Source organism: Pseudomonas sp. ok272 (assembly GCF_900109995.1).
Taxonomy (GTDB): Bacteria; Pseudomonadota; Gammaproteobacteria; order Pseudomonadales; family Pseudomonadaceae; genus Aquipseudomonas.
The window spans coordinates 227756-242343 of the sequence record NZ_FOCB01000004.1 but is presented as its reverse complement, the minus strand read 5'-3'; the positions used below and the strand labels follow the sequence as shown (position 1 = coordinate 242343).

The following is a 14588-nucleotide window of genomic DNA, read 5'->3' as shown; positions in this document are numbered from 1 at the left end:
GCGGCTTTTCGAGGGGTCAGGGTATGAATAGTCACGCGACGGCTGCAAAGGGTTCCGAGGATCCGATCCTGCAATGGGTCACCTTCAAGCTGGACAACGAAACCTACGGCATCAACGTGATGCGCGTTCAGGAAGTCCTGCGCTACACCGAAATCGCGCCAGTGCCAGGCGCGCCGAGCTACGTGCTGGGCATCATCAACCTGCGCGGCAATGTGGTCACCGTGATCGACACCCGTCAGCGCTTCGGCCTGATGAACGCCGAGATCAGCGACAACACCCGTATCGTGATCATCGAAGCCGACAAGCAAGTGGTCGGGATCATGGTCGACAGCGTGGCGGAAGTGGTTTACCTGCGTCAGTCGGAAATCGAAACCGCGCCTAACGTCGGTAACGATGAGTCGGCCAAGTTCATCCAGGGCGTGTGCAACAAGAACAACGAACTGCTGATCCTGGTCGAGCTCGACAAGATGATGAGCGAAGAAGAATGGTCGGAACTGGAGAGTATCTGATTGATTCTCGAGGTTGCTGTCATTGTGCTGGGGCTCCTGTGGGCAGGATCCCTGGCGATGTTTCTGGTTTATACCCGCAAACAGCGCGAGCTGGCGGTGGTGCAGGCCGAGGCTGATGGGGTGCGTGACCAGCGCATCAAGGAGCTGAACCGCCGTCTCGACAACTACCAGGCCGGCAGCGTGCGCATGGGTGAAGACTTGCACGAGCTGCGTGCGGTGGTCGGGCCATTGCCGGACAAGCTGGCGCAACTGGAGCAGCGCGATCCTTCGAGTCTGTCGTTCGCCCAGGCTGCTCGCCTGGTGGGCATGGGCGCCAGCGTCGATGAGCTGACCCAGTCCTGTGGGTTGACCCAGGCTGAGGCGGAGTTGATGCGCAAGATGCACAAGAACTGAGTTTTCACCTCAACTGAGAGGGTTGTTCGCGTGCAGGCTCGCTCCCACACCGTGATGCGGGTCACGTCAACATTCAAACAATCCGTGGCGAGCGAGCTTGCTCGTCACGGATGTGTCCTCGGTATCGAGACGCCCCTCAATAGTCATCCCCGCGTGCTGTCACATCCTTCTCCACCATCCCTGTCTGCGGATCATGCCCCGCCGGGAACTTGCCCTTCAGGTTCCACGCAAAGGCGATGATCTCGGCAAGCGTGCGGTACAACTCTTGCGGGATGCTGTCCCCCAGCTCCATGCGCGCCAACAGCCGCACCAACTCGGCGTTCTCATAGATCGGTACTTCATAGTCGCGCGCAATCTTCAGGATCGCCTCGGCCAGGGCGTCGTCGCCCTTGGCGGTGAGGGTCGGCGCGTGGGCGCCGTCGTACTTGAGGGCGATGGCCTGGCGCGGTGGGTTGGGGTTTTTCATGCGGTATCGTCGATCCAGCGTTGTTCGAGGCGGGTTTGATTGCCTTGGGGCGGCTTGCCGAGGTGGCAGTCCAGGTCACCGACATTGAGCCCGCAAGACTGCAGTTGCGCACGCAAGCCACTCAGGTGGTTTTCAATCAGGCTGGCGGTGTAGGGGCGCTCGGCCCAGAGTTGGCTGGAGAGCGTGCCCGACGCCAGTTGTGCCTGGACTTGCAGTGGGCCCAGGGGCTCCATGTCGAAGGCCAGCTCGACTCGCCATAGGCGCTGCTTGGGTTCGCGCTCGCTGGGTTTCTCGGGGTTTTCCCGGGGCGGTGTGTCTTCGCGCTGGAACTTGACCTGCAACGGCACCACGTCTTGCAGGTTGCGCAGGGGGATTTCCAGCTGCCAGGTGGTTTGCAGGCGGCCATCCTCGGTCATGCCGGTCTGCTCCAGGCTCGACAGCTGATGGCTTTGCAGGCGTGACACGGCGGCGGCGGCCAGGCGCAGCAGGTGTTCCAGGTCGCCTTCGCCCTCCAGGCTCTGCAACAGGCGCGAGGGCAGGGGAAAGCCACCCGGTGTGGGTTTTGTGCTGACTTGCCCGAGCATGCCCAGGGCGCTGCGCACGAAGCTGGGCAGGGCCTGGGCCATGGTGTTGGCGGCAATGGCGGCGTTGAAGGTGGTGTTGCCCGGCAGGCCGGGTGCCAGTTGGGCGATCAGGCGCAGCAGGTTGCCTTTGGTGTCGGCTGCCAGGTTGGGATCAAGCCCGGCCAGCAGTTTGCTCTCCAGGAACAGGCCGCTGCTGGCCAGCGCCAACGCCAGGCCCTTGGGTGAGCTGAGTTGCTGGATGTCGGGCAGGCTGGCCAGCAATTTATCGACCGTTGCGCGCAGCTCGCCGTCGGGGGTGTTGGCGGGCAGGGTTTGCAGGGCCTTGACCAACACGTCCAGCGAGCCCTGGCGGCTTTGTTGGGTGTTCAATTGCTGGGCCACGGCCAGTTGATCCTGGCGACTGCTCAGCGGCACGAACGTGAGGGTGTCGGCATCCTGGACCATCGCACTGAGCATCATGCCAATACGCAGGGACTGTGGACTGTCGATGCTCAAGGTGCTGCCACTCAGCGCGGTATTGAGCAAACTCACCATCGAGCGATGCACCGTCGGTTGCCCCGGTATCGGTGGCAAGGGCTGGCTGGTCAGCACCTTGCCTTGCAGCAGCGTGCCGACCGGAAGTTGGGTGGTGTCGAGGCGGGTGAGGGTGGCGGTGTTGGAGGCCAGGATCTGTTGCACCGTAATGGCCAGGTTGTTGGCCGACGGCTGGGTGATCGCGACGCTGGTGCCCAGGGCCAGCGGCTGGTTGCTGGTGGCTTGCACCGTGGTCTGGCGGCCGCTGTCGAGGGTGACCTTGAGCAGGAGTTGAAAAACCTGCTCGCTCTGCTTGAGTGACAGCACTTCAGCCTTGGCGCTTTGTCCTGGCGCGATCAAGCCCTCCATGGGCGTCAATAGCTTGAGCAATTCCCCGGCGGACGGCAGGCGTGGCGTGGTCGGGACGGTGGGCGGCAGGGGAAGGATGTTGATCTCACCGGTCATCAGGTCACACCCTGTCTGAAATTGCCCTCTTGAGAGTAGGACATGACATGTATAATGCGGCCCCGTTGTCTCCAGGGCGGTTAAAACATCACAAATGTTTGACGCAGCTCTCTGAAACAGGCCGTCGATGCATCTATGCTGCACCACTTTAACGGCCGATCCACTGCCGACTTGAACCGTAAAGGCCCGCGATCTCTTGACCATCCCACTACTAGAAGCCGTAGCGCTCGCTTGTGAGCGAGACTGGCGGATGCTCTTCGAAAACCTCGAATTGCGTCTGGGCAGCGGTGACATGTTGCAGATCAGCGGCCCCAATGGCAGCGGCAAGACCAGCCTTTTACGCTTGTTGGCCGGCTTGATGCAACCGACCAGCGGCCAGGTGCTGCTCAACGGTCAACCCCTGAACACTCAGCGTACGGAACTGGCGCACAACCTGTTGTGGATCGGCCATGCCGCCGGAATCAAGGATTTGCTGACCCCCGAAGAGAATCTCAGCTGGCTGTGCGCCTTGCACCAGCCCGCTACCCCGCAGGCGATCTGGCAGGCGCTGGCGGCCGTCGGGTTGCGCGGTTTTGAAGATGTTCCGTGTCACACCCTGTCGGCTGGCCAGCAGCGCCGCGTGGCACTGGCGCGCTTGTACCTGGACAGTCCGGCGCTGTGGGTTCTCGATGAGCCGTTTACCGCACTGGACAAACAAGGCGTCGCCCAGTTGGAAGAGCACCTGGCCGCGCACTGCGAACAGGGCGGCATGGTGGTGTTGACCACTCACCACACCCTGAGCCGAATGCCGTCCGGCTATCGTGATATCGACTTGGCGCGGTGGGCCGTATGAGTGTGTTCGCGTTGTTGGTCGCCCGTGAAGCGCGGTTGTTGTGCCGGCGTCCGGCGGAGTTGGCCAATCCTCTGGTGTTCTTCGCCATCGTCATCGCATTGTTCCCATTGGCGGTCGGACCCGAGACCAAATTGTTGCAAACCTTGTCGCCGGGCTTGGTGTGGGTCGCCGCCCTTTTATCGGTTTTGCTCTCGCTGGACGGGCTTTTCCGCAGTGATTTCGAGGATGGATCCCTTGAGCAGTGGGTCCTTTCGTCGCACCCCCTGCCTCTTCTGGTTTTGGCCAAGGTACTGGCACACTGGGCGTTTTCCGGATTGGCCCTGGTTTTGCTTGCGCCACTGCTGGCATTGATGCTCGGTTTACCCACCGCCTGTCTGCCGGTATTGCTGCTTTCGTTGTTGCTGGGTACACCGGTACTGAGTTTGCTCGGTGCGGTGGGCGCGGCGCTGACGGTAGGTTTGAAGCGCGGCGGCTTGTTGCTCGCACTGTTGATCCTGCCGTTGTACATCCCGGTCTTGATTCTCGGCAGTGGCGCCTTGCAGGCGGCACTCCAGGGCATGCCGGCGACAGGTTATCTGCTGTGGCTTGGGAGCCTGACTGCCCTGGCGATAACCCTGACACCCTTTGCAATAGCCGCTGGCCTGAAGATTAGCGTCGGCGAATAATAATGGGGTCTGATCAAAAAATGATCGCTTCCTGTGAGGGAAGTCGGACCCTGGACTGCCTGCGATAGTGGGCAGCAACCGTGATGGAAACAGTAATGAACTGGACTTGGTTTCATAAGCTCGGCTCGCCTAAGTGGTTTTACGGCATCAGCGGCAAACTGCTGCCCTGGCTGAGCGTCGCCGCGTTGCTACTGATAGGTGTCGGTGTGGCCTGGGGCCTGGCGTTCGCGCCGCCGGACTACCAGCAGGGCAACAGCTTTCGCATCATCTACATCCACGTGCCCGCCGCGATGCTGGCGCAGTCCGTCTACGTGATGCTGGCGGTCTGCGGCATTGTCGGGTTGGTGTGGAAGATGAAGCTGGCCGACGTCGCCCTGCAATGCGCGGCGCCGATCGGTGCCTGGATGACGGCCGTGGCGCTGGTCACCGGCGCCATCTGGGGCAAGCCGACCTGGGGTTCGTGGTGGGTGTGGGATGCGCGCCTGACCTCGATGCTGATCCTGCTCTTCCTGTACTTCGGGCTCATTGCCCTGGGCAACGCCATCAGCAATCGCGACAGCGCCGCCAAGGCCTGCGCGGTGCTGGCGATTGTCGGCGTGATCAACATCCCGATCATCAAGTACTCGGTGGAGTGGTGGAACACCCTGCACCAGGGCGCGACGTTCACCCTCACCGAAAAGCCGGCGATGCCCGTGGAGATGTGGCTGCCGCTACTCCTCACGGTGCTGGGTTTTTACTGTTTCTTCGGCGCCGTATTACTGCTGCGCATGCGCCTTGAAGTGCTCAAGCGCGAAGCCCGTGCCAGTTGGGTGAAAGCCGAAGTGCAAAACAGCCTGGAGGGCACTTCATGAGTTTTGCTTCATTTGGCGACTTCCTCGCCATGGGCCATCACGGTCTTTATGTCTGGTCGGCCTATGGCATCTGCCTGGCGGTACTGGCCCTCAACGTGGCTGCGCCGATCCTGGCCCGCAAGCGTTATCTGCAACAAGAGGCGCGTCGTCTGCGCCGGGAGAACAGCAAGTGAATCCTGTGCGCAAGAAGCGTCTTATCATCATCCTCGCGATCCTGGTGGGGGTCGGCGCTGCCGTCGGCCTGGCCTTGAGCGCCCTGCAGCAGAACATCAACCTGTTCTATACCCCGACCCAAATCGCCAATGGCGAAGCGCCGCAGGACACGCGCATCCGCGCCGGCGGCATGGTCGAGGCCGGCTCCCTGCAGCGCTTCGGCGATTCGCTGGACGTGAAATTTGTCGTCACTGACTTCAACAAGTCCGTGACCATTACCTACCGCGGCATCCTCCCGGACCTGTTCCGCGAAGGGCAGGGCATTGTCGCCCTGGGCAAGCTCAATGCCGACGGCGTGGTGGTGGCGGACGAAGTCCTGGCCAAGCACGACGAAAAATACATGCCGCCTGAAGTGACCAAGGCGCTCAAAGAAAGCGGTCAATCCGCTCCGACACCTGTGAAGGAGGGTTGATCGATGACCGCCACACTGTTTATGCCTGAATTGGGCCACCTGGCGATGATCCTCGCCCTGTGCTTTGCCATCGTGCAGGCCATCATCCCATTGCTCGGTGCCTGGCGCGGTGATCGCCTGTGGATGAGCCTGGCCCAGCCGGCCGCCTGGGGCCAGTTCGCCTTCCTGGCGTTCTCCTTCGGGTGCCTGACCTACGCCTTCATGATCGATGACTTTTCGGTCGCGTATGTTGCCAACAACTCCAACACGGCCTTGCCCTGGTACTACAAGTTCAGCGCCGTGTGGGGTGCCCACGAAGGTTCCTTGCTGCTGTGGGCGTTGATCCTGGGAGGCTGGACCTTCGCGGTGTCGGTGTTCTCCCGGCAGTTGCCCCAAGTCATGCTGGCGCGCGTGCTGTCGGTGATGGGCATGATCAGCACCGGCTTCCTGCTGTTCCTGATCATGACCTCCAACCCGTTCAAGCGCCTGCTGCCGCAGATGCCCACCAACGGCGCCGACCTTAACCCGTTGCTGCAAGATATCGGCCTGATCGTGCATCCGCCCATGTTGTACATGGGCTACGTCGGGTTCTCGGTAGCCTTTGCATTCGCCATCGCCGCGCTGATGGGCGGTCGCCTGGACGCTGCGTGGGCGCGCTGGTCCCGTCCGTGGACCATCGTCGCCTGGGCCTTCCTGGGCATCGGCATCACCCTCGGTTCGTGGTGGGCCTACTACGAACTCGGCTGGGGCGGCTGGTGGTTCTGGGACCCGGTGGAAAACGCTTCGTTCATGCCATGGCTGGTCGGCACGGCGCTGATTCACTCCCTGGCCGTGACCGAAAAGCGCGGCGTGTTCAAGAGCTGGACCGTGTTGTTGGCCATCGCGGCGTTCTCCCTGAGCTTGCTGGGTACGTTCCTGGTGCGTTCCGGGGTCCTGACCTCGGTGCACGCCTTTGCCTCGGACCCTGAGCGCGGTGTGTTCATCCTGATCTTCCTGCTGTTCGTGGTGGGCGGTTCGCTGACGCTGTTTGCCCTGCGTGCTCCGGTGGTCAAGAGCCATGTGGGATTCAACTTCTGGTCCCGTGAGACCCTGTTGCTGGGCAACAACCTGGTGCTGGTCGTCGCCGCGTCGATGATTCTGCTCGGGACCTTGTATCCGCTGATCCTCGACGCCATGACCGGCGCCAAGCTGTCGGTCGGCCCGCCGTACTTCAATGCCTTGTTCATTCCGTTGATGGCGTTGTTGATGGTGGTGATGGCCGTTGGCGTACTGGTGCGCTGGAAAGACACCCCGGTCAAATGGCTGGTGGGCATGCTGATCCCAGTGTTGCTGGGCAGCGCCGCACTGGCGGTGGTGGCCGGTATTGCCTACGGCGATTTCAACTGGGCTGTCCTGGCAACCTTCATGCTGGCGGCCTGGGTGCTGTTGGCCGGCATCCGCGACATCTTCGACAAGACCCGCCACAAGGGCCTGATCAAAGGCCTGCCGAGCTTGACTCGCAGCTACTGGGGCATGCAGGTCGCGCACTTTGGCATTGCCATCTGCGCCCTGGGCGTAGTGCTGTCGAGCCAGAACAGTGCCGAGCGCGACTTGCGCCTGGCGCCGGGCGAATCCATGGACCTGGCCGGTTATCACTTCATTTTCGACGGCGCCAAGCACTTCGAGGGGCCGAACTTCACCTCCGACAAAGGCACCGTGCGGGTGATCCGCAACGGCAAGCAAATCAGCGTCCTGCACCCGGAAAAACGTCTGTACACGGTGCAGAACTCAATGATGACCGAGGCGGGTATCGACGCCGGCTTCACCCGTGACATCTACGTCGCGCTCGGCGAGCCGCTGGGCGATGGCGCCTGGGCCGTGCGGGTGCACGTCAAGCCGTTCGTGCGCTGGATCTGGTTCGGCGCGCTGCTGACCGGGTTCGGTGGCTTGCTGGCGGCGATGGATCGGCGTTATCGGGTCAAAGTCAAAAGCCGGGTGCGTGAAGCGCTGGGCCTGTCGGGAGCCACTGCATGAGACGTTGGTTGATGGTGTTGCCACTGGCGCTGTTCTTGGTGGTCGCCGTGTTTCTTTACCGGGGCTTGTACCTCAATCCAGCCGAGTTGCCCTCGGCCATGATCGGCAAGCCGTTCCCGGAGTTTGCCCTGCCGAACGTGCAGGGCGACAAAAACCTGACCCGTGCCGACCTGCTCGGCAAGCCGGCGCTAGTCAACGTCTGGGGCACCTGGTGCATCTCCTGCCGGGTCGAGCACCCGGTGCTGAACAAACTGGCCCAGCAGGGCGTGGTGATCTACGGCGTCAACTACAAGGACGATAACGCCGAAGCCCTGAAATGGCTGGCGGACTTCCACAACCCATACCTGCTGGACATCCGCGACGAGGACGGCTCCCTGGGCCTGAACCTCGGCGTGTACGGCGCCCCGGAAACCTTCTTCATCGACGCCAAGGGCATCATCCGCGACAAGTTCGTCGGAGTGATCGACGACGTGGTCTGGCGCGAGCAACTGGCGGCCAAGTACCAGGCGCTGGTGGACGAGGCCAAGCCATGAAGCGCTGGATTGCCGCTGCCGTATTGGGGCTGAGCATGGCGGGCATGGCCCACGCCGCCATCGACACCTACGAGTTCGCCAAGGACGGAGATCGCGAGCGGTTTCGCGAACTGACCAAGGAGCTGCGTTGCCCCAAGTGCCAGAACCAGGACATTGCCGACTCCAACGCGCCGATTGCCGCCGACCTGCGCAAGGAAATCTTCCGCATGCTCGGCGAGGGCAAGGACAACCAGCAGATCATCGACTTCATGGTTGATCGCTACGGTGACTTCGTGCGCTACAAGCCGGCCCTGACGGGCAAGACCGCGGTGCTGTGGTTCGGCCCGGCGGCACTCCTGCTTGGCGGTGTACTGGTCATTGCCCTGATCGTGCGCCGTCGTCGCGCCGAACGAGCCATTGGCACAGACACGCTTTCTTCTGATGAGCGCACGCGCCTCGACCAACTGCTGGACAAAAACACTGATGATTGATTTCTGGCTCGCCGCAGGTCTGCTTCTACTGGTTGCCCTGAGTTTTCTGTTGATCCCGGTTCTGCGGGGCCGTCGCGCCCAGCGTGAAGAGGATCGTACCGCGCTGAACGTGGCGCTCTATCAAGAACGCGTGGCCGAGTTGCAAACGCAGCAGGCCGAAGGCGTGCTCGACGCGACGCAAATGAACGCCGGGCGCGACGAAGCCGCACGGGAACTGCTGGCCGACACCGAAGGCGCGGACGCCGGCCGGGTATCGCGCCTGGGCAAGCCGCTGCCGTTGCTGGCCGCGATCCTGGTGCCGGTGCTGGGCTTGGGCCTGTACCTGCATTTTGGTGCCAGCGACAAGGTCGAGTTGACCCGTGAGTTCGCCCAGGCGCCACAGTCGATGGAGGAGATGACCCGTCGCCTGGAGCGTGCCGTCGCCGCGCAGCCGGACTCCGTCGAAGGCTTGTACTTCCTGGGTCGCACCTACATGGCCCAGGAACGTCCGGCGGATGCCGCGAAAATTTTCGAGCGCACCGTGGCCCTGGCGGGTCGCGAGCCTGAACTGCTCGGGCAATGGGCCCAGGCCCAGTACTTCGCCGACAACAAGCAGTGGTCGGACAAGGTCCAGGCCCTGACCGACGAAGCCCTCAAGGCTGATCCGAAAGAAGTCACCAGTCTCGGCTTGCTGGGGATCGCTGCCTTTGAAGCGGCGCGTTACCAGGACGCCATCGACTACTGGAATCGCCTGCTGGCCCAACTGCCCACCGAAGACGGTTCGCGTAGCGCGCTGCAGAGTGGTATTCAACGAGCTACCGAGAAACTGAAGGAGAGCGGTGGCGCCGTGGCCAAGGCCCCGGTCGTTGCGAGCCAGGCAACGGCGTTGCTGACGGTGACGGTCGACCTGGCCGCCGACGTGAAGGCCAAGGTTCAGCCGGGCGACAGCGTGTTCATCTTCGCCCGCGCCGTGTCCGGCCCGCCGGCGCCATTGGCCGCCAAGCGCCTGACGGTGGCCGACCTGCCCGTGACGGTCGAGTTGGGGGATGGCGACGCGATGATGCCGCAATTGAAACTGTCCAACTTCCCTGAAGTCCAACTGGTTGCGCGCATCTCCCGTGCCGGTAAACCAACGGCCGGCGAGTGGATCGGTCGCAGCGGGCCCCTGGCCAGCAGCACCAGCGCGCCGCAACAACTGACCATCGACAGCCCGGACCAATAATCAGGTAGACCGCCATGACCGCCATCGCTCGTATCACCCTGCTCAGTCTGGTCCTGGGGCTGAGCGCATGTGCGGTCCAGGGGCCGACACCCACACCGAGTGCGCGGCCGATTCCGCCGTCAGGCCCTTCGACCAGGCCCCAGCCGTCCACGCCCCCCGGCAAACCCGTGACGCCGAACAAGCCCGGCAAGCCCTTGCCGCGGACCTCGGCGACCTTTGCCCCACCGCCGGGCGGCAACAGCCATTGGGACGCCAGGCTTGGGGTCTACGTGCTGGATGACCAGAGCAACGTCTTCTACCGCCAGCGCACCTACTTTCGCTGGAGCAACGGCTGGAGCCGCAGCATCAGCCCCAATGGGCCATGGGAAGACACCGATATCCATGGCGTGCCTGCGGGGCTCGGCAAGCAGTTCGGGCAATAAGCACAACGGCGACCTCAGGGTCGCCGTTGTCGTTTCAACATTCAGCAAAACAACCGCCCGTCACGGATCGCGTTTCTGTGCTTGAGTAAAAGTAACTCTAGAGTTATTTTTGTCCAGGCCAGTGCAAGGAGGCGAGTGGTGCAAAGCAGGGTATTGATTAAAGCGTTGGAAGCGGCGGGCTGGAGGCTCGACCGGGTCACTGGCAGTCATCACCTATTTATTCACCCTTACAGTCCATACACGATACCTGTGCCCCATCCCAAGAAAGACCTGCCGCTGGGGACAGTCAAAAGCATCAGACGGCGCGCCGCATTGCACTACCCGGTAGCCCATTACGCAGGAGATCCCTAATGCAATATCCCATCTGTATCGAGTGGGGCGACGAACACACCGCCATTGGCATTCAGATCCCCGATATTCCTGGGGCTGTCACGGCGGGTGATACGTTTGAAGAGGCCTACAACGCAGCGGTTGAAGTGGCTCACCTCATGCTGCAGGAAATCGCGGCGGGCGGCGAAGACATCCCCATGCCCACCCCCACCGCTACCCACCGTCATAACCCGGACTTTGCCGAGATGGGCTGGGGCATGCTGGAGTTGGACATCGCGCCCTACCTGGGCAAGACGGAAAAGGTCAACGTGACACTGCCGGGGTACGTGATCCAACGCATCGACCGCTATGTGCGCGAACACAACGTCAAAAGCCGCTCTTCGTTTCTCGCTGACGCCGCGTTGGCCAAGCTGATCAGGCAGTGATCCTTTCCCTAGGGACAAAAAAAGCGACCTGTGCAGGCAGATGCCTGTCAATTAAGGCACTAAACCTGTGGGAGCGAGCCTGCTCGCGATTAGGCCAGCACGTTCAATATTAACGTTGGCTGACCCACTGCAATCGCGAGCGGGCTCGCTCCCACATGGTTTCGCTTAACTGGCGGGCATTAACCTCAGCAGGCCGCCTTGTTCATGTCCGGCCCGGTATTTACTGGCCGTTGTAGATCTGGTCGAAGACACCGCCGTCGTTGAAGTGGGTCTTTTGCACGGTGCGCCAGTCACCGAAGGTTTTCTCCACCGACAGGAAGTCGACTTTCGGGAAGCGGTCGGTGTATTTGGCCAGCACGGCGGGATCACGCGGGCGCAGGTAGTTGTTGGCGGCGATTTCCTGGCCTACCGGCGACCACAGGTACTTCAGGTATTCCTCGGCAGCGGCGCGGGTGCCTTTCTTGTCGACCACTTTGTCGACCACGGTGACCGGCGGCTCGGCTTCGGCGGAGACGCTTGGGTAGACCACCTCGAACTGATCGCGGCCGAACTCGCGGGCGATCATTTCCGCTTCGTTTTCGAAGGTCACCAGCACGTCGCCGATCTGGTTGGTCATGAACGTGGTGGTGGCGGCACGACCACCGGTGTCGAGCACGGGCGCTTGCTTGAACAGCTTGCCGACGAATTCCTTGGCCTTGTTCTCGTCACCGCCGTTCTTGAGCACGTAGCCCCAGGCCGAGAGGTACGTGTAGCGGCCGTTGCCCGAGGTCTTCGGGTTGGGCACGATCACTTGCACGCCGTCCTTGAGCAGGTCAGGCCAGTCTTTCAGGGCCTTGGGGTTGCCCTTGCGCACGATGAACACGGTGGCCGAGGTGAATGGCGCGCTGTTGTTCGGCAGGCGGGTCACCCAGTTATCCGGCACCAGTTTGCCGTTGTCGACCAAGGCGTTGATATCGGTGGCCATGTTCATGGTGATGACGTCGGCCGGCAGGCCGTCGATCACCGAGCGCGCCTGTTTGCTGGAGCCGCCAAAGGACATCTGCAGCTTGATCTCTTCGCCCTTGTTCTCGGCTGCCCAATGTTTCTGGAACGCTGCGTTGTAGTCCTTGTAGAAATCACGCATCACGTCGTAGGACACGTTGAGCAAGGTCGGCGCGGCGTGAGCCACGCTCGCGAAGGCTAGGCCAGCGGCCAGGAGTGAGGCGCCAAAGATCTTTTTCACTGCACATTCCTTTTGTTCGAGAGAGTGAAGGCAATTTGCCGTCGACTATAGCCGGGGACGGCATAGCTCTATAAAGATTAAAAAGTGCTTTGCTTATTCCATTTTCTTAAATAGGGCGTTGCCACAGCGTGAACAGAACGAGGCGTTGGGCTCGTGTTGATCCTTGCTGCACACCGGGCAGTCGTGTTGCTGTTTCTCGCCCCGCATGGCGTTGGTCAGCTCGGCGGTGAAGATACCGGTGGGCACGGCGATGATCGAGTAACCGGTGATCATCACCATCGAGGAGATCATCTGGCCCAGCACGGTCTTGGGCACGATGTCGCCATAGCCGACGGTGGTCAGGGTAACGATGGCCCAATAGATGCCTTTGGGAATGCTGGTGAAGCCGTGCTCCGGGCCCTCGACCACATACATCAGGGTGCCGAACACCGTGACCAGGGTGCAGACGCTGAGCAGGAACACCAGGATCTTCTGTTTGCTGCCCCGCAACGCACTGAGCAGGTAATGGGCTTGCTTGAGGTAGGGCGCGAGCTTGAGCACTCGGAAGATGCGCAGCATGCGGATGATGCGGATGATCAGCAAGTACTGGGCATCGCTGTAGTACAGGGCGAGGATCCCCGGGACGATAGCCAGCAAGTCCACCAGGCCATAGAAGCTGAAGGCATAGCGCAGGGGTTTGGGCGAGCAGTACAGGCGCAGCAGGTACTCGACCAGGAAAATCGCGGTGAAGGCCCATTCGATGTTCGCCAGCAGGCCGGCGTAGTGCTGATGGACGTCGTCGATGCTGTCGAGGACCACCACCACCAGGCTGGCGAAAATGATCAGCAGCAAGGTGCTGTCAAAGCGTCTGCCCGCGACCGTGTCGGTCTGAAAAATAATCACGTACAGGCGCTGGCGCCACGTGTCCTTGCTGTCCATTTTCGCCGCCTTGAGCTTTTAGTCCGCGCAGCCTAGTGTCCTGTCTCGGAAATAAGCTGTTCCCTTTTGACGGCACCTGTCGCCGCCATGCTGCGTTGCCACTCCTCGCCATAGCCCTGCTATGACTCGTCGCGGCGCCTTGCCTGGCAGCAACAGATGCTCGTCAAAAAGGTAACGTATTTCCAAGACAGGACACTAGGTTGATTCTCCGGGGTTTGGCAAGGAGCGGGCGCGTTGGCGCCACAGGCCAGTGGCGCTACGCAGCAGCCAGCAGGCGAGGATGAACGGCGCGGTCAGGGTCGGCAGGCCCAGGGCGGCGAAAATCGGCGTCAGCCCGATTGCCAGGGCGATCCCCAGCAGCGGCAACCACGGTTGGCGTCGCTGCGAGCTGAAGGCGAGGGCGGCGAGTACCGCGTTGTAGCCACCCAGGCCGATCAGGGCACCATAGACGTCGTGGTGCAGCAGGCTCCAGGCCATGCCGGTGACAGACGCCACTAACGCCCAGCAGAACGCGCGGCGATCGGCGATCAGCAAACCGACGGCAATCAGCGCCCCGGCCAGCGGATGACCGAGGAACATCACCTGGCCGATGCCTTTGAAGGGGGCGGCGAGCAGGTTCAGGGTGCTGACTTCGATCAAGTGCGCCTCGGTCGAGGGCGTGGCGAAGACCAGCAGAATCCAGCTCAGGCCGACGAAGGGCGCGGTGTAGGCGGGCAGGAATTGACTGAGCCGCACGCGCTTGAGCCATTGCTGGGTGATTATCGCACTCAGGCCGCCGGCGGCGAGAATCAGCGGGGGCAACATCGCTGACCAGGGGAAATACAGGCTCAGCAGCAGACCGAGCAGGACGCCGTTGTAGCTGAACAGCCCGGCCTGGCGATCCGCCTTGGTATACCCGCGCCGTTGCGCCGTGAGTAAGCCCGCCACCCCGCCCAGCAGTGCACCGCCGAGCAAGGCCGGGGCGGTGAACAGAATGGCCAGCAGGCACAGCAGGCCGCACAGCGGATGACGCTGGAGGAATATCTGGCTGAAGCCATTGAGCAGCGCTTCGGCCCAGTCCGGGCAGTGGGTGTTGAAGTGGTTGGCAGGCATGGCAGATCAATAAGGTCAGTGGAACCGCGTCGCCGCCTTCGCGAGCAGGCTCGCTCCCACAGTGGGTTGGTGTTGTTCAC

Annotated in this window: 18 protein-coding genes and 1 pseudogene; 14 read left to right on the top strand and 5 right to left on the bottom strand. The window is 62.0% G+C overall.

Annotated elements, in window-relative coordinates:
- Positions 1-23 precede the first annotated feature (23 nt).
- Complete coding sequence (locus BMW74_RS09030) at positions 24-509, top strand: chemotaxis protein CheW (RefSeq protein ID WP_093417012.1); 486 nt, start codon at positions 24-26, stop codon at positions 507-509.
- Positions 510-902 carry a DUF2802 domain-containing protein gene (locus BMW74_RS09025; protein WP_093417009.1) on the top strand — a complete coding sequence of 131 codons (393 nt, stop codon included), beginning with the start codon at positions 510-512 and terminating at the stop codon, positions 900-902.
- A gap of 136 nt (positions 903-1038) precedes the next feature.
- On the opposite strand, the gene BMW74_RS09020 is transcribed toward BMW74_RS09025, so the two are convergent.
- Both BMW74_RS09020 and BMW74_RS09015 read right to left on the bottom strand, forming a co-directional pair.
- Complete coding sequence (locus BMW74_RS09020; RefSeq protein WP_093417006.1) at positions 1039-1368, bottom strand: EscU/YscU/HrcU family type III secretion system export apparatus switch protein; 330 nt, start codon at positions 1366-1368, stop codon at positions 1039-1041.
- Positions 1365-2930, bottom strand: a complete 1566-nt coding sequence (locus BMW74_RS09015; protein WP_093417003.1) for a flagellar hook-length control protein FliK — start codon at positions 2928-2930, stop codon at positions 1365-1367. The genes BMW74_RS09020 and BMW74_RS09015 overlap by 4 nt, the downstream gene beginning before the upstream one ends.
- A 250-nt stretch (positions 2931-3180) precedes the next feature.
- Between BMW74_RS09015 and ccmA the strand changes: the two genes are divergently transcribed.
- From ccmA to BMW74_RS08955, 12 genes are all read left to right on the top strand, one after another.
- Positions 3181-3762 carry a cytochrome c biogenesis heme-transporting ATPase CcmA gene (gene ccmA / locus BMW74_RS09010; RefSeq protein ID WP_256562550.1) on the top strand — a complete coding sequence of 194 codons (582 nt, stop codon included), beginning with the start codon at positions 3181-3183 and terminating at the stop codon, positions 3760-3762.
- Positions 3759-4427: a heme exporter protein CcmB gene (gene ccmB, locus BMW74_RS09005; protein ID WP_093416997.1), complete on the top strand. Its 669-nt coding sequence runs from the start codon at positions 3759-3761 to the stop codon at positions 4425-4427. Before ccmA ends, ccmB begins: the two co-directional genes overlap by 4 nt.
- Before the next feature lie 95 nt (positions 4428-4522).
- On the top strand, positions 4523-5278 hold the full coding sequence (locus BMW74_RS09000; RefSeq protein WP_093416994.1) for a heme ABC transporter permease: 756 nt from the start codon (positions 4523-4525) through the stop codon (positions 5276-5278).
- Positions 5275-5451 (top strand): heme exporter protein CcmD, encoded by a 177-nt coding sequence (ccmD, locus tag BMW74_RS08995; RefSeq protein WP_019692354.1) that lies wholly within the window; start codon positions 5275-5277, stop codon positions 5449-5451. Before BMW74_RS09000 ends, ccmD begins: the two co-directional genes overlap by 4 nt.
- Positions 5448-5903, top strand: coding sequence for a cytochrome c maturation protein CcmE (gene ccmE / locus BMW74_RS08990; RefSeq protein ID WP_093416991.1), 456 nt, complete (start codon positions 5448-5450; stop codon positions 5901-5903). The genes ccmD and ccmE overlap by 4 nt, the downstream gene beginning before the upstream one ends.
- Before the next feature lie 3 nt (positions 5904-5906).
- Entirely contained in the window at positions 5907-7895 is a 1989-nt protein-coding gene (locus BMW74_RS08985; RefSeq protein ID WP_093416988.1) for a heme lyase CcmF/NrfE family subunit, read from the top strand.
- Complete coding sequence (locus BMW74_RS08980; RefSeq protein ID WP_093416985.1) at positions 7892-8428, top strand: DsbE family thiol:disulfide interchange protein; 537 nt, start codon at positions 7892-7894, stop codon at positions 8426-8428. The genes BMW74_RS08985 and BMW74_RS08980 overlap by 4 nt, the downstream gene beginning before the upstream one ends.
- Entirely contained in the window at positions 8425-8898 is a 474-nt protein-coding gene (locus BMW74_RS08975) for a cytochrome c-type biogenesis protein (RefSeq protein WP_093416982.1), read from the top strand. The genes BMW74_RS08980 and BMW74_RS08975 overlap by 4 nt, the downstream gene beginning before the upstream one ends.
- Positions 8891-10099, top strand: coding sequence for a c-type cytochrome biogenesis protein CcmI (gene ccmI, locus BMW74_RS08970; protein WP_093416979.1), 1209 nt, complete (start codon positions 8891-8893; stop codon positions 10097-10099). The genes BMW74_RS08975 and ccmI overlap by 8 nt, the downstream gene beginning before the upstream one ends.
- Positions 10100-10113: 14 nt before the next feature.
- A complete protein-coding gene (locus BMW74_RS08965) occupies positions 10114-10521 on the top strand; it encodes a hypothetical protein (protein WP_093416975.1) in 408 nt (135 codons plus the stop codon).
- A gap of 138 nt (positions 10522-10659) precedes the next feature.
- Positions 10660-10872, top strand: a complete 213-nt coding sequence (locus tag BMW74_RS08960; protein WP_093416970.1) for a type II toxin-antitoxin system HicA family toxin — start codon at positions 10660-10662, stop codon at positions 10870-10872.
- Positions 10872-11276, top strand: a complete 405-nt coding sequence (locus BMW74_RS08955; protein ID WP_093416965.1) for a type II toxin-antitoxin system HicB family antitoxin — start codon at positions 10872-10874, stop codon at positions 11274-11276. Before BMW74_RS08960 ends, BMW74_RS08955 begins: the two co-directional genes overlap by 1 nt.
- Positions 11277-11496: 220 nt before the next feature.
- On the opposite strand, the gene BMW74_RS08950 is transcribed toward BMW74_RS08955, so the two are convergent.
- From BMW74_RS08950 to BMW74_RS08940, 3 genes and pseudogenes are all read right to left on the bottom strand, one after another.
- Positions 11497-12498: a sulfate ABC transporter substrate-binding protein gene (locus BMW74_RS08950; RefSeq protein WP_093416959.1), complete on the bottom strand. Its 1002-nt coding sequence runs from the start codon at positions 12496-12498 to the stop codon at positions 11497-11499.
- 93 nt (positions 12499-12591) lie between these two features.
- Positions 12592-13416, bottom strand: coding sequence for an ion transporter (locus tag BMW74_RS08945; RefSeq protein ID WP_093416954.1), 825 nt, complete (start codon positions 13414-13416; stop codon positions 12592-12594).
- Between the two features lie 197 nt (positions 13417-13613).
- Positions 13614-14508: pseudogene (locus BMW74_RS08940) on the bottom strand (urea transporter); the annotation flags it as partial.
- Positions 14509-14588 lie beyond the last annotated feature (80 nt).